This is a genomic window from Lacimicrobium sp. SS2-24 (genome assembly GCF_002201535.1).
Taxonomy (GTDB): Bacteria; Pseudomonadota; Gammaproteobacteria; order Enterobacterales; family Alteromonadaceae; genus Lacimicrobium.
The window spans coordinates 549,680-569,439 of record NZ_NIWW01000001.1 but is presented as its reverse complement, the minus strand read 5'-3'; the positions used below and the strand labels follow the sequence as shown (position 1 = coordinate 569,439).

At 52.2% G+C, this 19,760-nt stretch carries 18 protein-coding genes; 9 read left to right on the top strand and 9 right to left on the bottom strand.

All coding sequences use genetic code 11. The features are described from left to right. Positions 1 to 224: 224 nt before the first annotated feature. The 5 genes from CCY32_RS02530 to CCY32_RS02510 all read left to right on the top strand — a co-directional run bounded on the left by CCY32_RS02530 (position 225) and on the right by CCY32_RS02510 (position 8,206). Entirely contained in the window at positions 225 to 3,098 is a 2,874-nt protein-coding gene (locus tag CCY32_RS02530; protein WP_246840519.1) for a TonB-dependent receptor, read from the top strand. Between the two features lie 80 nt (positions 3,099 to 3,178). Beyond that, complete coding sequence (gene yfcC / locus CCY32_RS02525; protein ID WP_088328981.1) at positions 3,179 to 4,687, top strand: putative basic amino acid antiporter YfcC; 1,509 nt, start codon at positions 3,179 to 3,181, stop codon at positions 4,685 to 4,687. After that, on the top strand, positions 4,684 to 5,856 hold the full coding sequence (iadA, locus tag CCY32_RS02520; RefSeq protein ID WP_088328980.1) for a beta-aspartyl-peptidase: 1,173 nt from the start codon (positions 4,684 to 4,686) through the stop codon (positions 5,854 to 5,856). Before yfcC ends, iadA begins: the two co-directional genes overlap by 4 nt. A 512-nt stretch (positions 5,857 to 6,368) precedes the next feature. Then, on the top strand, positions 6,369 to 7,838 hold the full coding sequence (locus tag CCY32_RS02515; protein WP_088328979.1) for an ExeM/NucH family extracellular endonuclease: 1,470 nt from the start codon (positions 6,369 to 6,371) through the stop codon (positions 7,836 to 7,838). A gap of 50 nt (positions 7,839 to 7,888) precedes the next feature. Then, positions 7,889 to 8,206 (top strand): hypothetical protein, encoded by a 318-nt coding sequence (locus CCY32_RS02510; protein WP_088328978.1) that lies wholly within the window; start codon positions 7,889 to 7,891, stop codon positions 8,204 to 8,206. Positions 8,207 to 8,209: 3 nt separating this feature from the next. Here the strand turns inward: CCY32_RS02510 and arfB are convergent, their stop codons facing one another. The 9 genes from arfB to CCY32_RS02465 form a co-directional block, all read right to left on the bottom strand. Then, on the bottom strand, positions 8,210 to 8,623 hold the full coding sequence (gene arfB / locus CCY32_RS02505) for an alternative ribosome rescue aminoacyl-tRNA hydrolase ArfB (RefSeq protein WP_088328977.1): 414 nt from the start codon (positions 8,621 to 8,623) through the stop codon (positions 8,210 to 8,212). 81 nt (positions 8,624 to 8,704) lie between these two features. Beyond that, on the bottom strand, positions 8,705 to 9,004 hold the full coding sequence (locus tag CCY32_RS02500; protein WP_088328976.1) for a YciI family protein: 300 nt from the start codon (positions 9,002 to 9,004) through the stop codon (positions 8,705 to 8,707). 6 nt (positions 9,005 to 9,010) lie between these two features. Then, positions 9,011 to 9,559 (bottom strand): septation protein A, encoded by a 549-nt coding sequence (locus CCY32_RS02495; protein ID WP_168171410.1) that lies wholly within the window; start codon positions 9,557 to 9,559, stop codon positions 9,011 to 9,013. 231 nt (positions 9,560 to 9,790) lie between these two features. Further along, positions 9,791 to 10,600: a tryptophan synthase subunit alpha gene (gene trpA / locus CCY32_RS02490; protein ID WP_088328974.1), complete on the bottom strand. Its 810-nt coding sequence runs from the start codon at positions 10,598 to 10,600 to the stop codon at positions 9,791 to 9,793. Beyond that, the gene (gene trpB, locus CCY32_RS02485; RefSeq protein ID WP_088328973.1) at positions 10,593 to 11,786 is read right to left on the bottom strand and encodes a tryptophan synthase subunit beta; all 1,194 of its coding nucleotides are present in this window, start codon (positions 11,784 to 11,786) and stop codon (positions 10,593 to 10,595) included. The genes trpA and trpB overlap by 8 nt, the downstream gene beginning before the upstream one ends. After that, positions 11,786 to 13,165, bottom strand: a complete 1,380-nt coding sequence (trpCF, locus tag CCY32_RS02480; RefSeq protein ID WP_088328972.1) for a bifunctional indole-3-glycerol-phosphate synthase TrpC/phosphoribosylanthranilate isomerase TrpF — start codon at positions 13,163 to 13,165, stop codon at positions 11,786 to 11,788. Before trpCF ends, trpB begins: the two co-directional genes overlap by 1 nt. 20 nt (positions 13,166 to 13,185) lie before the next feature. After that, positions 13,186 to 14,205 (bottom strand): anthranilate phosphoribosyltransferase, encoded by a 1,020-nt coding sequence (gene trpD, locus CCY32_RS02475; protein WP_088328971.1) that lies wholly within the window; start codon positions 14,203 to 14,205, stop codon positions 13,186 to 13,188. Beyond that, a complete protein-coding gene (locus CCY32_RS02470) occupies positions 14,205 to 14,810 on the bottom strand; it encodes an aminodeoxychorismate/anthranilate synthase component II (protein ID WP_088328970.1) in 606 nt (201 codons plus the stop codon). The genes trpD and CCY32_RS02470 overlap by 1 nt, the downstream gene beginning before the upstream one ends. Further along, a complete protein-coding gene (locus CCY32_RS02465) occupies positions 14,807 to 16,408 on the bottom strand; it encodes an anthranilate synthase component 1 (protein ID WP_088328969.1) in 1,602 nt (533 codons plus the stop codon). Before CCY32_RS02465 ends, CCY32_RS02470 begins: the two co-directional genes overlap by 4 nt. Before the next feature lie 342 nt (positions 16,409 to 16,750). Here CCY32_RS02465 and CCY32_RS02460 point away from each other — a divergent pair, with 342 nt between their 5' ends. From CCY32_RS02460 to scpB, 4 genes are read left to right on the top strand one after another with little or no spacing between them, the layout of a single operon-like run. Beyond that, positions 16,751 to 17,587, top strand: a complete 837-nt coding sequence (locus CCY32_RS02460) for a PHP domain-containing protein (RefSeq protein ID WP_088328968.1) — start codon at positions 16,751 to 16,753, stop codon at positions 17,585 to 17,587. 31 nt (positions 17,588 to 17,618) lie between these two features. Continuing rightward, a complete protein-coding gene (locus CCY32_RS02455; RefSeq protein ID WP_088329234.1) occupies positions 17,619 to 18,239 on the top strand; it encodes an L-threonylcarbamoyladenylate synthase in 621 nt (206 codons plus the stop codon). Continuing rightward, the gene (locus CCY32_RS02450) at positions 18,232 to 19,095 is read left to right on the top strand and encodes a ScpA family protein (protein WP_088328967.1); all 864 of its coding nucleotides are present in this window, start codon (positions 18,232 to 18,234) and stop codon (positions 19,093 to 19,095) included. Before CCY32_RS02455 ends, CCY32_RS02450 begins: the two co-directional genes overlap by 8 nt. After that, a complete protein-coding gene (gene scpB / locus CCY32_RS02445; RefSeq protein WP_088328966.1) occupies positions 19,079 to 19,723 on the top strand; it encodes an SMC-Scp complex subunit ScpB in 645 nt (214 codons plus the stop codon). Before CCY32_RS02450 ends, scpB begins: the two co-directional genes overlap by 17 nt. Positions 19,724 to 19,760 lie beyond the last annotated feature (37 nt).

The following is a 19,760-nucleotide window of genomic DNA, read 5'->3' as shown; positions in this document are numbered from 1 at the left end:
TTGTCTGAGTGGTTCGACGAATAGCCTCCCCCGTTTTCTCCAGGTGAATCGGAGCGGCGCACTGCTGCCTGGTACCACCATCCCAAAACACCATTAACTATTAAAAAATTGCCAACAGGGTACGTCCGTCTTTTGTACGTCGTCGATCTGTCTGGCATGGTAACAACAGGGTAATTATCATGAAAATCAACAAGTTGCATACTGCTATTTGTATTGGCCTGGGCATGGGCCTGACAGGATTTGCTAACGCACAGGAAACGGAAAGCGAACAATCAGTTGAGAAAATTCAGATCACCGGCTCTCACATTCGTGGGGTGGACATGGAAGGGGCGCAGCCGCTGACCATCATCAGTGCCGAAGATATCAAGAAATCCGGTGCCAGCAGTGTATTTGAGCTGATGCGTACTATCTCCCAGACTCGCGGTGGTGAAGGTTCATTCTCCACCTCAGAAAGTGGTGCGACGTCTACCTCTACACCTGCTGGTCAGGCCGCTGCATCACTGCGAGGCCTGGGCCCATCAGCGACCCTGACGCTGGTTAATGGTCGTCGTATTGCGGCCAGCTCGTTTGCCTCTGGCACCCAAAACTTTGTGGATATTAACAGTATTCCTTTGGCAGCCATTGAGCGTATTGAAGTGTTGGCCACCGGTGCCTCTGCAACCTATGGTGCCGATGCCGTCGCTGGGGTTATCAACTACATCCTGAAAAAAGATTACCAGGGCGCTGAAGTGAATGTGTCTTATGGCAACAGCACTGCCAGCTCTGATGAGGGCAAGGCCAATATCAACTTCATCTGGGGTGATGAAGTCGGCGGTGGCGACTTGATGGTTTTCGCCGATTATTATGACCGCAAAGACTTTAAAGCCACGGATCGCAGCTATACCCGCGACCCGGTGCTGGAAAGCAGTTACTCCTACCTGCCCAAGGGCACACCCAATATTTACTATTTCTCTGCCCGTGACGGCAATGAGATCGGCAGCCCGGACTGTAAAACCGAATTTGTCACCACGGAGTTCGGTGAAGAAATCTGTGCCTATTACGGTAATGGCGATGATTGGCTGGAAACGCCGCTGGAAAGCTTGTCTGCAGGTTTTACCTACAATAAAGATTTTGGTGACCTGAACTGGAAAACCGACTTCTTCTATACCAACACTAAGTCGACTTCGTATTCAACGCCTGCGCCGATTAACCAGATTGACGATTCTGAAGGGCCATTTGTTGATGAAACCGCACTGGATATCTATCCCGATGATCTGCGTAACGAACTGTTAGATAACCTCTACATTGACCCCTTCACAACGCCCAATGGTCGCAGACTGTATGGTTTCCAGTTTGATGCCCGTTTCGAAGATCCCCGCACCGTAGAAATCGAGACCGATTCTTTCCGTCTGGTTTCGGGTCTGCAAGGTATGGTTGGCGACTGGGAATGGGAATCGGCCGTTACTTTATCTAAATCAGAATCTGAGCAGGTGGCCACAGCCGGTATCTATAACCGTTATAAGTACCATGCTGCCATTGCCGGTGAGCTGTGCTCAAACGGTCAGATTGCCGATTACAATGACGATACCGATACGCTGAGCTGCGGCGGTGCTGACTTGCTGGGCATGTACAATCCATTCGCGCAGAATGACGGCGCCAATGACGCCATTCTGGCCCTTGCCCAGGAGATGCCTACCCGTGACGGCGAAAGCACCGTGTACGGCTGGGATCTGAAATTCTCCGGCGATCTGATGGAATTCAATAATGATGTGATTCGCTCTGCATTTGGTCTGGAATTCCGTAAAGAAGAAATCACCGACATTCCTTCTCTGAACGCCCGCGCGCGTTTTGAAAACGATTACCTGGTGGATGTGTTTGGTTACGGTTCGAGCTTGTCTGAAGCGGATCGTACACAGTGGGGTGCGTTTGCAGAATTCCATATTCCGTTGACTGAACAGCTGGAAATGCAGCTGGCCGGTCGCTATGACGACTATGATGATTTCGGCGACAGCTTTAACCCTAAAGTGTCTATGATCTACCGTCCTACGGATGACCTGGTGATGCGTGCGTCCTGGGCGACCTCTTTCCGTGCGCCGTCTCTGACGCAGGCCGGTGTGAAGTTACGTACCACTCGTGCGTCTTTTGATTGTTCTGCCAACCAGGCAGTGGCGGATCTGTATTGTGAAGGTTTCGGTGATTTACGCGGTAACAACGTACTGGAACTGGGTAATCCTGCGCTCAAAGCAGAAGAGTCTGACTCTGTGAGCCTGGGCTTTGCCTGGAGTCCAACCCGTTACACCACGGTCACCCTGGACTACTGGCGCTTCGACCATGAAAAACTGGTGGATACAGATATGACCGGTGTTCTGGACAGAGCCATCAGCGATGCCTCACTGCGCCATTGTGGTCTGGTTCCTGAAGGTGAGACGGGTATCTCCTATGATCCCGATCTGTGTCTGGTCACTGACTCTGCCGGTCTGACCATCGAGGAACAAGGTGCAAACCTGAGCGAGATTCTGGATGCCTGGATTGACTTTGACCAGCCTCGCTTCGAAGAACTGCCGTTGTATCGTGACCACGTTTTGCTGCTGGAAAACACTGGTACGCAGACGGTCAGTGGTTTGGATCTGGCCTTTGATCACAAATTTGAATTCAGCGGCGGCGATCTGTCACTGCAATTTGACGCAACTCATTACATCAGCTTTGAGCGTAACAAGCCTGGCTCCGATGAGATCGAAGAGCTGATCGGTACCTGGCGTTACCCTGAGAACATTGCCAGCCTTGGACTGTTCTGGGATACAGACGATTGGTTTGCCGGTGTAACAGCGTACTACACCGATTCCTACGCCGATGACATCATTCGTTTGCGTGGGCGTGAAATTGATGAGCTGGAAAGCCTGGGTGAACTGGACGAAAACGGCGAGCGTGATGTGAGCGCCTGGACTACCGTGCGTCTGAGTGCCGGTTATGACTTCGAAAATGCCAGTGTCAGTCTGTCAATCGACAATCTGTTTGACCGCGAGCCACCCCGCGCTTATGGCTCGGCCCGTGGCTTCGACAGTATCAACCATGATGCTTTTGGCACCACTTACCGTGTATCCTTGAGTTACTTCTTCTAACTCAACGCGGCGGCGGGGCATCTGCCCCGCCAACATACTATTCATACATGTAATGACTGATTTATCAGTCAGGTGGTGTTATGCAAGCTGAAAAGTCAACTTCACAGCCACAATCGTTATCGCTGGCCAGTAAAATGCCCGATGCGTTTGTGATCCTGTTTTTTGTGGTGCTTATTGCCACAGCCTTAACCCATATCATTCCGGCCGGCTATTTTGAAACCACCGAGGTTATCAAGGTGGTTGATGGTCAGGAGCAAAGCCGAACACTGATTCAGCCCGACAGCTTTCAGTATGCGGACGAGCGTAATGAAGGGGCAAAAATTTTCGCCAGTGGTGGCGGTCAGGGCTTTTTTAACTATGCCTTCGAGGGCATGGTATCAGGCTCGAAATGGGGGGCAGCCATCGGCGTAGTGGCCTTCATTCTGATTGTCGGCGGTGCCTTTGGCATCATCATGCAATCGGGCGCCGTCAATAATGGCATTATGGCGCTGATCCGGCGTACGCAAAAAGCGGACAAGCTGATAGTGCCACTGATGTTCTTACTGTTTTCTTTCGGGGGCGCCGTATTTGGCATGGGCGAAGAGGCCATCGCCTTTTGTATCGTGCTCACGCCGCTGATGGTGGCGCTGGGGTACAACGCGATTACGGCGGTGCTTATTACTTATATTGCCACACAGATCGGGTTTGCCACCTCGTGGATGAACCCTTTTAGTGTGGCGATTGCACAGGGTATTGCCGATGTGCCCCTGATGTCGGGTAAAGGGTACCGGGTCACCTTGTGGGCCATCTTCACGCTGGTGGGCATGATCTTTACCATGCGTTATGCGGCCAAGGTAAAAGCCAATCCTGGTAGCAGTGTTAGCTTGTCTGCCGATGAGCACTTTCGCAACCAGCAGCAACAAGCCCTGAGTAACAGCTTCGGGCGTATTGATGTGGCGATACTACTGACGTTGCTGGCCGGCATCATCTGGGTCATTTGGGGTGTAACCCTGCATCAGTATTACATTCCCGAGATTGCCAGTCAGTTCTTTGCCATGGGGATCGTAGTGGCGGTGATAGCCATCGCCGGTGGCCGCATGACCATGAACGGTGCGTCAGAGGCGTTTCAGAAAGGGGCCAAAGAGCTGTTGCCTGCCGCCCTGATCGTGGGCATGGCCAAGGGCATTGTGTTGATTCTGGGGGGCGATGATGCGACCAGCCCATCGGTACTCAACACCTTGCTGCATCATGCTGGCAGTAGCATGGCATCGGTGTCTGAAACCGGTTCGGCGCTGTTTATGTTTGCATTTCAGTCGGTATTTAACTTCTTTATTGCATCGGGTTCAGGTCAGGCGGCCCTCACCATGCCGCTGATGGCACCCTTATCGGATTTGGTCGGGGTGTCCAGGCAGATAGCGGTACTGGCATTTCAGCTGGGTGACGGGCTGACCAATACCATTATTCCCACCTCAGCGTCGCTTATCGGGTGTTTGGGTGTGGCACGCATTGACTGGTCTGTGTGGGCCAGGTTTGCCTGGAAGCCGGTGCTCGGTCTTATGTTAATGTCAGCCGCGGCGATGGTGGCGGCTGTGATGATAGGTTATCAATGAACAGTCTTACTCTAATAAGGAATATCAGGGTACTTAGCCCTGAGGATAAAGGCACCTTGGATGTGCTGATCGCGGGCGACAAAGTGGTTGCCATGGATTCACACCTGACTCTTGAATCTGAGTTGGTTACAGAGGTAGATGGCAGTAATAAACTACTGATGCCAGGGTTGGTTGACAGTCTGGTGCATATTACCGGCGGTGGCGGTGAAGGGGGCTTTCATACCCGGACGCCACAGATGTCGCTGACTGATGCGACCCGCGGCGGTGTCACCACGGTGATCGGGGCGCTGGGTACCGATGCCACTACGCGCACCTTACCAGACCTGCTTGCCAAAGCACGGGGCCTGGAAACAGAAGGCCTGAGTGTGTATTGCTATACCGGCTCTTATCAATTGCCGCCGCGTACCATAACCGGCAATGTGACCGATGATATCGTGCTTATCGATAAGTTTATCGGTATTGGTGAGGTGGCCATTGCCGATCACCGTTCGTCGCAGCCTACTGCCAGAGAGCTGATGCAAATCGCTTCAGATGCGCGGGTCGGCGGCATGCTATCAGGCAAAGCCGGGATCGTCAGCATCCATGTGGGTGATAGCCCCAGTCAGCTGAGACTGTTACATGAGGTGGTAGAGCAATCTGACCTTCCTGCCTCGCAGTTTTATCCCACACACATGAACCGCAATCAATCCTTGCTCGATGCCGGTATTGCGTGGACCCGGGTGGGGGGGAGAATTGATTTTACCAGCAGTACCAATGCGCAGTTTATCTATGAAGGTGAGATCCCAGCCGCAGAGGCAGTAGCCTATTGCCTGCAACAGGGGGTGGATGCCGCTCATCTCACCATCAGCTCTGACGGTAATGCCAGTCTGCCGGTATTTGACAATCAAGGCCGTTTAGTGGGACTGGAAGTCGGGCAAGTGGAATCACTGTATGGTGCGTTCTGCGACGCAGTCAAAAAGTACCAGGCGCCGCTGGAAAAAGCCTTGGCAACGGTTACCCGCAGCCCTGCCGAGATTCTCGGATTGGCACATAAAGGCCGCGTTGAGATTGGCTGCGATGCCGATCTGATCATTGCTGATGCGGATTCGTTAGCTATCGATGCGGTTTATGCTAAAGGGCGGTTGATGGTGACAAAAGGCCAACCTTGTGTAAAAGGCACCTTTGAATAGGTGCCCAGCTGTACTGTTTTAAAAGCGTCTCCCGCTTTCACCGATGCTGTTTTCCAACTTGGGCAGCATCGGTTTTTTATTGTTGTCATAAAACTGATTTTTCAAAAAAATCTGGCACTATCTTGTCATTATTACTGTTTTGCCTGGAAACACACCGATAACCTTACTGTTTGATCCCTCATGTTGTCTATCCAGCTTACTTATTGGTTTAAATAAATTTACCCGACTCATCTAACTCGTTGATCATAAAGCTATATGTATAAGAAGTTATGAATGTTTATAACACCTACCTTCTTTCTAAGCTTGGTTGCACAATTTAGTGGACTTTATTGGCGAGCAGATCGTTTGGCAGTATTGAAAGGCTTCACTAAGGTGAAATGGATAGAATTACAAAATCCAGCATATCCTGGGTATCGGCTGCCATTGTGGGATCGCTGCATGTGGGATTTGCGTCTGCCAATAGTTTACTGATTCCTAGTGTCGTGGATGGCCCATTGTAGAGCGAGTATTAAATGAAAAACCTGATTTTCGTGTTTCTGACAGGTGTTGTTACAAGCGCATTTTTCCTCAGTAGCGGTTGTGCTGAACAACGCGCTGCGTCTGAGGCACAACCAGAGGTGGTGGCCTTACCCTTTTCCGATATTCGGCAACTGACGCATTTGCACGGCCGTCTGGTTCGCATTGAACAGCCTCTGACCGTGGTCGACACATACAACCTGCATCGTTTTGGTGATCTGACCCTTGCCAGTGAGCGGCTTTTTGCGCCAACAAACCGCTATTTACCCGGTTCGGAGCAGGCTAAACAGGTTGCGCGCAACAATGCCCTTAATCAAATTCGGCTACTTGACCAGAGTGAGCAGGAATATCCGCAACAGATTATCTACCCACCACCACAGCTGGCTGCCGATAACACGGTACGGGTTGGAGATCAGGTTATATCACTGACCGGTGTGCTGAGCGTTTCCGGGCAGCAGGTGAGTCTTCTTCCCACTTCGGCGCCACAATTTGTGCGAACCAACCCCAGACCGGCTGTGCCTCTGGCGTCAGACAGTGACCTGCGAATTGCCAGCTTGAATGTTCTGAACCTGTTTAACGGTAATGGCGAGGGTGGGGCATTTCCCACGCCAAGGGGGGCCGATAACCTGCAGGAATATCAGCGCCAGCTGACAAAACTGGTGACCGCCATCACTGCGATGGACGCACATGTTATTGGCCTTATGGAGGTGGAAAACGATGGCTTTACTGAGCACAGTGCTATTGCACAGCTGACCGCAGCATTAAATCAGGCCAGTGGTGATGCCCGCTATGCCTTTGTTGACGCCGGGATGCCCTTAGGTGATGACGATATTGCCGTAGGTTTGTTGTACCAGCCACAGCACGTTTCATTGGCGTCAGCCGCTTATATGAACAACAGCGAGGTCTTTGACCGCCCGCCACTGGCGCAGCGATTTTTGCATCGTCGCTCAGACAGCGCTTTTACCGTGGTGGTGAATCACTTTAAGTCCAAAGGCAGTTGTCATAAGGCGCAAGGGTTGGACAAAGACCAGGAAGATGGCCAGGGCTGTTTCAATGCCAAACGGGTCGCTCAGGCCGATACGCTAATAAACTGGCTGGCCGCTGAACCGGAACTGGCTGACCGTCACCTGGTGCTGGGAGACTTAAATGCCTATGCGATGGAAGATCCCATCCGCCTGTTAACCGGCGAAGGCTATACGGATCTGGTTGGCAAATATTCCGAAGCCCAGCCATACAGTTATGTTTACCGCGGACAATCCGGATACATTGATCACGCCCTGGCTTCACCTTCCATGGTAAAGCACGTGACGGATACCCGTATCTGGCATATCAACGCCGATGAACCGCGGGCGCTGGATTACAACACGGAAAATAAGACCCCAGATCAGCTCAAGGCCTTGTATGCTGCTGACAGCTATCGGGTTTCTGATCACGATCCGGTGCTGATCAGCATTAAATTTGATTGATGCGGGTGATTCAGGGCATGCTGTTGTTTTAACTCTTACGAGGCATGCCCATGAGCGGGTATTCATTAGCGCAGCGCTGGCAGCATTTCAGACTCAGGATGGCAAAAAAGCAGGTGATACAGGCCGTTCCAATGGCTCTGTTGAGACAGATCATCAGCGACTATCTGGAACAAGGCTGGGAGCGTGATCGCATGCACATTGATGTCGACATCCATCAGCTTTTTGACTGTCTGAGTTTGCGCAAAGGCATGAGTCAGCTGGATTTTCGTTGCAAGGATGAGCACAGTGGCGAGATTTGCGGTCCGGATAATGCGCTTTTGGGACTGGCGAAAAATTATGACCTGAAGGCCACCCGCACGCCGCGATAATCCTCAGAAGTCTACTTTGCCTCGCAAACTTTTTTTGCTGCCCAGCTTCTTCTTGCTTTCTATTCTTCGACGCTTGGCCGCTTTGCTGGGTTTGGTGGGGCGCCGGGCTTTTTGCGTTTTAGCGGCCTCTTTAATGAGCGCTATCAGCCGGGCAAGAGCATCTTCTTTATTCTGCTCCTGAGTGCGAAAGCTTTGTGCTTTGATGACAATCACGCCGTCACTGGTGATCCGACTGTCGGAGAGCTTTAGCAATCGCTCTTTATAAAATTCGGGCAACGAGGAAGCGCGAATATCAAAGCGCAAGTGAATGGCACTGGCGACCTTATTGACATTTTGCCCGCCACTGCCCTGTGCGCGTATTGCGCTCAGTTCCACTTCGTCGTCGCTGATACTGACATTGCTGCTGATAATTAACATAACACTTTCTACGCTATCAGTTTTCAGCTTCAGTTGTCAGCATCTCAAGCGGAAGACTGACAGCTGAACCCTGAAAACGTATTAAGGCAGCACTTTTTTATAGGGTTTCACCACACTTTTGGCATACACGCCCGCGGCTTTGTAGGGATCGTCATCAGCCCAGCGCTGCGCCTCATCCAGTGACTCAAATTCGGCGACCACCAGTGACCCGGTGAAACCGGCTTCTCCCGGGTCGTCAGCATCAATGGCGGGGCAGGGCCCGGCAATCAACAAACGGCCTTGTTGTTTGAGGGTTTCGAGGCGAGCGAGATGGTCAGGACGTGCTTTTTTGCGCTGAGACAGGCTGTTATCCACATCTTCAGAATAAATCATATACCACATCAGATACTATCCTTTGTTCTCATCGTTGGCACTGTCGGTTTGCTCCTCTGGCATATACTTATACGCATACATGATCGTGGCGATGGTAAAGATCAGTGTGACCCCGGTCATACCAAATACCTTAAAGTTCACCCACACACTTTCGCTGAATGTGTAGGCCACATAGAGGTTCGCGGCGGCGCTGAGCAAAAAGAAAATCGCCCAGCAGATATTCAGTTGTGTCCAGATCTTATCCGGCAGCACCATGGCACTGCCCAACAAGCCTTTGAGGGCAGGGCGCTTCATCATTTGCGTGGCCAGCAGAATTACCGCAAACAGCACATAGACAATACTGGGTTTCCACATGATAAAGTGTTCGTCACGAAGGCCAATGGTGAGCCCGCCAAACACCAGGATCATGATCAGAAATACCCATTGTTTCCTGGGGATTTCCCTGGTTTGCAGATAGGTAATCAGCATTTGCACCACGGTGGCCAGCATCAGGGCGCCGGTGGCCCAGAAAATGTCCTGCATTTTGTACACGACAAAAAAGATCAGCAGGGGAAGAAATTCCATCAAAAACTGCATAACGACTCACTCTAACGGTTGATAGCTCTGATAATACCGACTTTTGTTCGCCTAAGACAGGGTAATGATTACCACCAACCAACAGGAATAGCAGAAATTGTGGCAGAGGCGCAACGTCGCCGAGGAATACTGATTTAAGTTGTCAGTTACCATTCCCCAGTCTTCAGTCAGGTGGTACACCCAAACTGAAGACTGAAAGCTGATAACTGAGAGCTTTATTCAGCTATGGGTGGTACCGGCTTTCATGCCGGACACGTAATCTGTCAGGCGCTGCAACATCGCAGGCACATCCTGTAGATGCTCTTCAATGATCTTCACGGTGGCGGATCCGGCAATGGCTCCAGCCGCTCCGGCAGCAATGGCGTCGCGAACCTGTTCTGGCTTTGAAATCCCGAAACCGAGAATTGGCCTGGCGGCATCCACCTGCCTGAGCTTATCGATGAGCTTAGAGGCGGGCATGGTGGCGGCCGTTTCTGCGCCGGTTACCCCAGCACGACCAAGCAGATAGGTATAGCCGCTGGAGAGCTTGCCAATCTGTGCCATGGTCTGGTCACTGGCATTGGGTGGGGCAATCAGAATCTGGTGTATACCCTGTTCTGCCGCTGCTTTTGCAAAGGGCGCCGATTCGCGAATGGGTACATCAGCAATCAGGATCGAATCCACGCCGGCTTCACTGGCCTGACGGTAAAAATTATCTATCCCAGGTGCCAGAACGAGATTGCTATATAGCAATAAACCCACTGGAATATCCGGGTGTTGCTGGCGAACCTTGGCAATCAGGGTGAAGCAATCCTTTGGGTGGACGTCGGATTTCAGTGCGCGAATAGCCGCTTTTTGAATGGTGGGGCCATCGGCGATGGGATCGGAAAAGGGAATGCCCAGTTCCAGGGCATCAGCACCGCCTTTTATCAGGGCATCAATAATGGCCAGACTGGTTTCAGGGTCCGGATCGCCAAGCATTACGAAGGGCACGAAAGCACCCTCACCGGATTTATCCAGGCGTTCAAACATCTGTGCGTATCTATCCATTTTGTTTTTCTCCGGTCAGAATCTGATGTACATGGGCCAGGTCTTTGTCACCCCGGCCGGAAAGGTTGACGACGATCAGTGTCTCTTGCTCTGCTTCATCGGCCATATTCAGGGCATGGGCCAGGGCGTGAGAGGACTCCAGCGCGGGAATGATGCCCTCTTTACTGGCCAGCAGTTTAAACGCGTTAAGGGCCTCGTCATCGGTGACAGAGGCGTACTCGGCACGGCCAATGTCGTGCAGATAGGCGTGTTGTGGACCCACCGCAGGGTAATCCAGGCCCGCCGATACTGAGTACGACTCTTCAATCTGACCGTCTTCGGTTTGCATGATATAACTGTAGGCACCGTGCAATATGCCCTTGGTACCATTGGCGATGGCGGCCCCGTGCTCATGGGTATGCAGGCCTTTGCCTGCCGGCTCCACGCCGACCAGTTTTACCGAAGGTTCATCGATGAAATCCGCAAACATACCGATGGCATTCGAGCCACCGCCAACACAGGCAACCACTGCATCGGGCAGTCGTCCCTCTTTTTCCATCATCTGCTCTCGCGTTTCTTCGCCGATCATGCGGTGAAATTCGCGCACTATGGTGGGAAACGGATGGGGGCCGGCGGCGGTACCTAACAGGTAATGGGCTTTATCATAGGTGGCTGACCAGTCGCGCATGGCTTCGTTAACGGCATCTTTTAACGTGCCAGAGCCGGCTTCTACGGGAATCACTTCAGCCCCCATCAGACGCATACGAAATACATTTGGCGCCTGGCGTTCCACATCTTTGGCACCCATATAAATGCGTGCTTTGAGTCCCAGCAAGGCACAGGCCAGCGCGGTTGCCACACCATGTTGTCCGGCACCGGTCTCGGCAATCACCTCTTCTTTACCCATACGTTTAGTCAACAGGGCCTGCCCCAGTACCTGATTGGTCTTATGGGCACCGCCATGCAGCAGATCTTCACGCTTGAGATAAAGTTTTACCTTTGGGTTACTGACCAGATTTCGGGTCAGGGTCATTGCGGTGGGGCGTCCGGCATAGTCTTTTAACAGTGCCATAAACTCGCGCTGAAACTCCGGATCTTTCTGAGCATCCACAAAGGCTTGCTCTAGCTGGTCCAGCGCCGGAATGAGCAATTCGGGGACATACATGCCACCATACTGGCCAAATTTGCTGTCTAAATGTTCTGTCATCAGTAGTCTCTTAATTGCTTGAATAATTGGGTGATTTTATCTGAGTCTTTGTGACCGGGTGCGCTTTCTACGCCGGAGTTCACATCCAGCATGGCAGCACCGGTTTGTGCGGCTTCGCTGATATTGTCAACGTTGAGGCCGCCTGCAAGGATCAGTCTTGAGGTGTCACTAAGGTCTTTGAGTATGCCCCAGTCAAACTGCTGCCCGGTGCCGCCAAACTGGTCTTTGACCTGGCAATCGAGCAGGTAATAATCCACATCACCATTGTCCATGGCGGGTAACTCCCGTTGCTCACCAACACCCAGGGCTTTGATGATGTTGCAGCCGGTGGGTAATTCGGTTTTTAACCGGGCAATGTAATCCTTGTCTTCGTTACCGTGCAGCTGTACTGCCCACAGCTCCAGACGCCGGGCCAGATCCACGACAGTGTCAGTGTCCTCATTAACAAACACGCCCACATACTGAAAAGGGACCTGCTCAACAATCTTGATGGCCTGTTCAACACTAATTGCCCGAGGGGATTTTTCAGCAAAAATCAGTCCGCCATAGCTGGCACCAGATGCTTTTACCGCGGCAGCATCCTGTGTTCGCGTGAGGCCACATATTTTAATGGCACCAAACACCAGTCTGGTTACGGCACGGGAGAGATCTTTTTCCGCCATCAGCGCGCTGCCCACTAAGAAGCCATCCGCGTGGGGGGCTAACTTGAGCACATCCTGATGAGTATAGATGCCGGATTCAGAGACGATCAGTGCCTCCTGATTCAGCAGGGGCGCCAGGCGCGAAGTCGTCGCCAGATCGGTGCTTAAATCACGTAAATTACGGTTATTGATGCCAATAATTCTGGCACCAAGGCGATTTGCACGCTCGGCTTCTTCTTCGTTGCTCACTTCCGTCAGCACATCCAGTCCGTAGTGTTCGGCCAGCTCTGCCAGCACACGGTACTGCTCGTCGTCGAGTACCGACAACATCAGTAAAATGGCATCGGCATGATAGTAACGGGCCAGGTGCACCTGATAGGGGTCGATAAAAAAGTCTTTGTTAAGCACCGGTTGGCTGACCCGCTCAGTAACGTAGCGCAGATACTCGTAGCAGCCCTGAAAATACTTCTGATCCGTGAGGACAGAAATGGCACTGGCATAGGGGGTATAGGCTGCGAGGATCTCATCCAGATCAAAGTGCTCACGGATAAGGCCCTTGGACGGGGAGGCCTTTTTACACTCAAAAATGTATCCGGCCTGGGGCTGGCTTAAAGCATCATAGAGACTCTTTTTAGATGGGGTCAGGGTATTCACAAAACTATCCAGTGGCCGCGCTCGCTTGAGGGCTTCCACTTCTTGTTTCTTATCAGCGACAATCTTTTGCAGCACGTTTTCCATTGCGGACTCTCTATCTAATCTTAATGTGAAGATGAGCTGGATACCCTGGCGGTATCCTGGATCAGTGTCAGGGGACGGTCGGTGTCCAGTTGCGCCATGACGCGCTCCGCCCCTTTTTGATAAGTCTCTGCCAGCCCCAACAGCTTCAAGAGCGCGCCAGCGTTAATGGCAACGGCCTGACGGTGGGCTTCGGTCCCATTGCCGGCCAGCAGCGCTTCAATGAGGGTTTTGTTTTCACCAGGCTCGCCCCCCTGAATAGCACTGATGGGGTACTCCTTTAGGTTAAAATCTGTGGGCGAGAGCTGATACTCGCGAATGTCACCCTGTTGCAGCTCGGCTACCTGTGTCGGGCCATGTAACGCCAGCTCGTCCAGACCGCTACCATGTACTACCAGCGCACGCTGATAGCCCAGCAATGACAATGTTTCTGCCATAGGGCGGACTAATTCCGGCAAATACACACCAAGCAGTATATGAGTGGGTCTGGCGGGGTTGGCCAGCGGACCCAACAGATTAAACAGGGTACGGGTTTTTAGCGCCGTACGTACACTCATGGCATGGCGTATTCCGGCGTGATACTCAGGTGCAAACAGGAAACACAAACCGGTTTTATCCAGACAGGCTCTGGCGGTGGTTGCAGACATCGCAAGATTAAGGCCGAACTCCCGAAACAGATCTGCCGAACCGGACTTGCTGGAAACGCTGCGATTACCATGTTTTGCTACCCTGGCCCCACAACTGGCAGCGACAATGGCACTGGCAGATGAAATATTCAGCGTGTTAAAGCCATCGCCACCGGTACCGACAATGTCAGCAAAAGCATAATCGGGGCGGGGGAACGCCTTGGCCTGTTCCACCAGTGCGCTCGCCGCGCCAGCAATTTCAGCCGGGGTTTCGCCACGCATTTTCAGTGCAGTCAGGGCTGATGCCAGCACAATCGGCTCCATTTCGCCACTAATCACCGAGGTGAAGAACTCGCGGGTCTGCTCTTGTGTCAGCGGTTGATGTGCATAAAGTTGTTCCAATAACTCATGATGCATCAGGCGTCTCCTAGGTAAGTGAGGCTCTGTGCCAGTAACTGGCTGCCAAGGGCGGTCAGAATTGATTCGGGATGAAACTGAAACCCCAGCATTTTGTGTTCAGGGTGATACAGGGCCATGCACATGTTTTCATACTCGGCCAGCACCACCAGCTCTTCGGGTACCTGTGTGGCGACCAGTGAATGATAACGGGCCACCGGCAGCGGCTGGGGCAAGCCGGCAAACATATGCTCCTGGGTATGGTGGATAGCGGAGGCCTTGCCGTGCATAACCTGTTCTGCCCGGCCTACTTTACCACCATAGTGCTCTACGATGGCCTGATGGCCCAGGCAAATCCCCAGCACAGGGAACTTTCCCTGTACCCGTTTGAGCAGTTGCGGTACGCAGCCCGCGTCAGCCGGTGCACCGGGCCCGGGTGAGAGCATCAGAATCGCCGGCGCGGTACAGGCCTCAAGTTGTTGCACAATAAAGTCGGCATTTTGGCTGTTACGGTAAACGGTAAGGGTAAACCCCAGACAGCGCATTTCATCGACCAGGTTGTAGGTAAAAGAATCAAAGTTGTCGATAAGAAAAATATGGGGTTTTGGCGTTGTAACGGTATTCATAGTGCCGCCTCCTGGTTTGCACCATCCTGATGGGCATCAACAATGGCACGGATGACCGCCTGCGCTTTACTGCGCGTCTCATTGGCTTCGGCCACCGGATCAGAATCGTGTACCACCCCGGCACCGGCCTGTATATGAGCAATGCCATTACTCACAAAAGCGGAGCGAATGACAATGCAGCTGTCCATGTCGCCACATCCATTGAGATAGCCTACTGCACCGCCGTAACTGCCACGGCGCTGTTTTTCCACCTCGCGGATAAGGCGCGCGGCCATTACCTTGGGCGCCCCCACCAGTGTGCCCATATTCATACAGGCCTGATAAGCATGCAGGGCGTCGAGATCATCCCGTAACTGACCCACCACGCGCGAAACCAGATGCATGACCTGTGAATACCGGTCGACTTTGAGCAGGTCTTTGACATATCGGCTGCCGGGCTTGGATACCCTGGCAATGTCGTTACGGGCAAGATCAACCAGCATGAGATGCTCAGCCTTTTCTTTCTCATCTTCGCGCAGGTCGAGTTCGATGCGACTGTCCAGATCACGATTTAGTGATCCGTCGGCATAGCGTCCGCGCGGACGAGTGCCTGCAATGGGGTAGATCTCCACCTGATTGTCCTGATGACTGTATTTCAGTGCTGACTCTGGTGAGGCTCCGAACATACAGAAGCCTTGATCCTGTAAAAAGAACATGTACGGGCTGGGATTCTGCTGCTTCAGCCTGGCATAAGCCAGATGTGGGTCGGGGCAAGGCAGGCTGAAGGTCCGCGAAGGCACCACCTGAAAAATATCCCCGGCAAGAATATGCTCTTTGAGATCCAGAACATGTTGTTGATACGCCTTATCGCTGATGTCCACGGCAAGTTCGCTGTCAGCCACGGGACTGACAGGCGGTTGCTGATAACGTTGTTCACTTTGCAGCTCTTTGTTCAACGCTTCAATACGCTGACTCACCGTAAAGTAGCTTTGTGCCACATTGGCGCCGGAGAAAACACTGCCAATGATTTCGGTGCTACGGTGCTGATGGTCAATCAGAATCAGGGTTTCGGCCATGTAAAAGACAAAATCCGGACAATGATTGGCGCCTTCACCGACTTCAGGCAGATCTTCAAAGCCACCGAGCATGTCATAGGCAAAGGCGCCGCCAAGGAATAAGCTTTGTGGGTGATCGCGCAGCGGCGTGATGTGCTGTATCAGGGTGCGCAGACTATCAAAAACAGAGTGGGCTTTGAGGCGACGATCTTCGTCCAGCAAAGGATCCGGGGCGGAAAATTCAAGTACCAACCCCTGTTGTGAAGATTGAATCGTACTCGCCGGACACTTTTCCTTAAGCAGGGGAAGAATGGCCTCGCCATTACTGCTCAGGGCCTGCACCTCTACCTGATGACCACGACAAACCAGGCGCAAAGCCGCATCCACCAGAATCAGGCTTTTCAGGTTATCCTTACTGTCGATTTCGGCTGACTCCAGCAACAGGCTGTTGGCCTGGTTATGACAAAGCCGTTGATACAGATCCAGCGGATCGTCCTGATAACGGCTCTGACGGATCAGGGTTTCCACTTTGCCTGGTTGTTCACTTAACTCAGCTAGACTCATATACCACTCTTATTATGCTGTTATATCTATTTCTGTTTTTGACTTTGCCCGCCGGCTAACCTGTGTTTTGCTGTAGGGTTTTCCGGGCCGCCTTTATTTCAGCGCTAAAACGCAAAAGGCCCGCATACGCGGGCCTTTTTGAAATTTGCAGCAAACACAAATAGTCACAAGCCCGCTATGTCGGGATGTGCCACCACCAGTTAATGTGTGCGTGTGTCATGTGTTGCATGGGTATGTTTCTTCAATCCGGTAATATAAATTTGACGACATGTTGGCGTCGTTATTTTGATACAATATTCAGCCTGTAATTCGCCTCGCTGTCAATACCCCCGGGCATAAAAGATGAAAATAGACCTACACAGCCACACTTACTACTCAGATGGCGCGTTATCGCCCAAAGAGCTGATTGATCGCGCTCACAATATGCAAGTGGATGTGCTGGCCATTACTGATCACGATACCACTGCGGCGCTACCAGAGGCCATGGCCTATCAGGCCACCCAGAAACGGGCGTTACAGATTGTCCCGGGCATTGAGTTTTCGACCCGCTGGCACGGTTTTGATATTCATATTCTGGGCCTGAATCTGGACTATCAGGATGACAGGTTTTGCCAGCGTGTTGCCACACAGGGAGAGCGACGTGAGTTACGCGCCAGACAAATGGCTGAAAAACTTGCCAAATGCGGTATTGAAGGGGTTTATGAAGACGCTAAAACCCTTGCTGGCCCGGGGCAACTTACCCGCTCTCACTTTGCCCGGGTGCTGGTTAAACGCCAGGTGGTGAAGGATTTTGAGCAGGCGTTTAAGCGCTATCTGGCAAAAGGAAAACGGGCGTTTGTGAGTCCGGCCTGGCCGGAGATTCATGAAGTCGTAGCCTGGATCAAAGAGGCCGGTGGTGAGGCGGTGCTAGCGCATCCGGCACGCTATGATATGACCAGTAAGTGGCTCAAGCGCCTGCTAACCGACTTTAGCGAGGCCGGTGGTGATGGCATGGAGGTCAGCCATCCGCAGCTTGCTGCCGATACCCGCAAATTATTGGCTCAATATGCCAAAGACTATGCCCTTAAAGCCTCGGTGGGCTCTGATTTTCATTTTCCCAGCCGCTGGACCGAATTGGGTAAAAACCTTTCTCTTGCCGATGACCTTGTGCCAATATGGCAGCATTGGACATTGGCTTAAGTAGCACGTAACGCACAAGATGGATGAGAACATGAGTCAGTTTTTTCAAATACACCCTGATAATCCACAGGCCCGGCTGGTCAAGCAGGCTTGTGAGGTGTTTCGCAGCGGTGGTGTGGTGGTTTATCCCACAGATTCCGGTTATGCCATCGGTTGTCTGGTAGATAATAAGCCGGCGCTGGAACGTATCTGTGGTATCCGCGATATCGGTAAAGATCATAACTTTACGCTGATGTGCAGAGATATGTCGGAATTGTCTTTGTATGCCAAAGTCGATAATCAGGCCTTCAGACAAATTAAAAACAATACGCCCGGCCCTTACACCTTTATTCTCAAAGCCACAAAGGAAGTGCCCAAGCGCCTGCAAAATCCAAAGCGTAAAACCATTGGCCTGCGGGTACCGAATAATCCCATTACACTGGCTATTCTGGAGGAACTGGACTCGCCGATCATGTCCACCTCGCTGATCCTGCCGGGCAACGTCATGGCCGAATCAGACCCTGAAGAGATCCGTGATAATCTGGAAAAACGCGTCGATCTGATTATAGATGGCGGGAATATCGGCGAACATCCCACTACTGTGCTGGATATGTCTGAAGGCGATTGTGTGATCCTGCGCGAAGGGGAAGGAGACATCTCCGCTTTTGTCTGAACAACAGCCCCCTCCGGTTTCACCACCAGAGCCGGTGCAGCAGCCGCTGCCACTGGCCTTTGTTAATGGTCAGGCGCTGGTAGAAAAGCCCGAGGATCTTTATATTCCACCCGATGCCCTGGAAGTGATTCTGGAATCCTTTGAGGGCCCGCTGGATCTGCTGCTGTACCTGATTCGCAAACAAAAATTCGATATTGCCACCTTACCCATATTGCAGATAACCCGTCAGTACATGGAATACGTGGATTTGATGCAGGAAGTGAAGCTGGAACTGGCTGGCGAATACCTGCTTATGGCGGCAATTCTGGCAGAGATTAAGTCCCGGGTATTGTTACCCAAACGTCAGGAGGCAGAAGAGGATGATGACGATCCCAGAGCTGAACTGATTCGACGTTTGCGGGAATATGAGAAGATAAAACAGGCCGCCCACGAGCTGGATTCAATACCGCGTCAGGAGCGGGAGTTATTTGTGGCATCGGCCAATGTGGCGGACAACTGCAAACCCAGTGTGGTTTTGCCAAAAGTCACCTTAAATGAACTGGCGCTGAGCCTGCAAGAAGCACTCAAGCGGGCGGCGGCATTTGAGCATCACCATATTCGTCCCGAGACCCTCTCCACCCGTCAGCGCATGAGCGACATTCTTCAGCGTCTGAGCACGGCGCGTTTTGTCTCCTTCTCTGACTTGTTTGAACCGAAAGAGGGTAAAGCCGGGGTGGTGGTGAGTTTTCTGGCTATTTTAGAGCTGGTTAAAGAATCCCTGGTTGATCTGGTACAGGCCGAAGCCTATGGCGATATCCATATTCAGGCCAAAGGTGGGGGTTATCATAACGAGGAATCAGATGATGAAAATTTCTGATGCGCAGTTAAAGCAGTTGCTCGAGGCGGCTATTTTTGTGGCAGAAGGACCGCTCAGCGAGCAGAAATTGCAGGACACGGTGTTACAGGAACTGAATGTCAGTCAGCGTCGGCTGCAAAAGGCGCTCGATGAGCTCATGCTTGATTATCGTCCGCGCGGCATCAACCTGTTAAAACTGGCCTCAGGTTATCGCTTTGTATCGATGGACAGCCTGTCTCCGTGGCTGAGTAAGTTATGGCAGGAGCAGGCGCCACGTTACTCCCGGGCCATGCTCGAAACGCTAGCATTGATAGCCTATCGCCAGCCCATTACCCGCGGCGAAATTGAAGATATCCGCGGGGTGTCTGTGAGCTCTAATATCATCAAAACCCTGAGTGAACGAGACTGGATCAAGGTGATAGGCCACAAAGAGGTGCCTGGACGCCCGGCGCTGTATGCTACCACCAAAGCTTTTCTCGACTACTTTGCCCTAAGCAGTCTTGAGCAGCTGCCATCGACGGGGTTGTTTGAACACCAGGAGGCTGACCACATGGGTGAAACTGAATCTGCTGTTGCGCAATCAGATACCCAGTCTAAGCGTCAACCGATGGTGGAGGATGATCAGTCCGATACTGATTTATTACATTAATTCAGCGCCAATGGTCTTTATTCATGGTGTCTGCTGC

Coding starts and splice junctions, on each gene's coding strand:
- CCY32_RS02470 (WP_088328970.1), bottom strand. CDS start 14,810: ATGAATACCGTTACAACGCCAAAACCCCATATTTTTCTTATCGACAAC.
- CCY32_RS02530 (WP_246840519.1), top strand. CDS start 225: ATGGGCCTGACAGGATTTGCTAACGCACAGGAAACGGAAAGCGAACAA.
- CCY32_RS02500 (WP_088328976.1), bottom strand. CDS start 9,004: ATGTGGTATATGATTTATTCTGAAGATGTGGATAACAGCCTGTCTCAG.
- CCY32_RS02515 (WP_088328979.1), top strand. CDS start 6,369: ATGAAAAACCTGATTTTCGTGTTTCTGACAGGTGTTGTTACAAGCGCA.
- trpA (WP_088328974.1), bottom strand. CDS start 10,600: ATGGATAGATACGCACAGATGTTTGAACGCCTGGATAAATCCGGTGAG.
- CCY32_RS02495 (WP_168171410.1), bottom strand. CDS start 9,559: ATGGAATTTCTTCCCCTGCTGATCTTTTTTGTCGTGTACAAAATGCAG.
- trpD (WP_088328971.1), bottom strand. CDS start 14,205: ATGCATCATGAGTTATTGGAACAACTTTATGCACATCAACCGCTGACA.
- arfB (WP_088328977.1), bottom strand. CDS start 8,623: ATGTTAATTATCAGCAGCAATGTCAGTATCAGCGACGACGAAGTGGAA.
- CCY32_RS02455 (WP_088329234.1), top strand. CDS start 17,619: ATGAGTCAGTTTTTTCAAATACACCCTGATAATCCACAGGCCCGGCTG.
- trpB (WP_088328973.1), bottom strand. CDS start 11,786: ATGACAGAACATTTAGACAGCAAATTTGGCCAGTATGGTGGCATGTAT.
- CCY32_RS02460 (WP_088328968.1), top strand. CDS start 16,751: ATGAAAATAGACCTACACAGCCACACTTACTACTCAGATGGCGCGTTA.
- trpCF (WP_088328972.1), bottom strand. CDS start 13,165: ATGGAAAACGTGCTGCAAAAGATTGTCGCTGATAAGAAACAAGAAGTG.
- yfcC (WP_088328981.1), top strand. CDS start 3,179: ATGCAAGCTGAAAAGTCAACTTCACAGCCACAATCGTTATCGCTGGCC.
- iadA (WP_088328980.1), top strand. CDS start 4,684: ATGAACAGTCTTACTCTAATAAGGAATATCAGGGTACTTAGCCCTGAG.
- scpB (WP_088328966.1), top strand. CDS start 19,079: ATGATGAAAATTTCTGATGCGCAGTTAAAGCAGTTGCTCGAGGCGGCT.
- CCY32_RS02465 (WP_088328969.1), bottom strand. CDS start 16,408: ATGAGTCTAGCTGAGTTAAGTGAACAACCAGGCAAAGTGGAAACCCTG.
- CCY32_RS02510 (WP_088328978.1), top strand. CDS start 7,889: ATGAGCGGGTATTCATTAGCGCAGCGCTGGCAGCATTTCAGACTCAGG.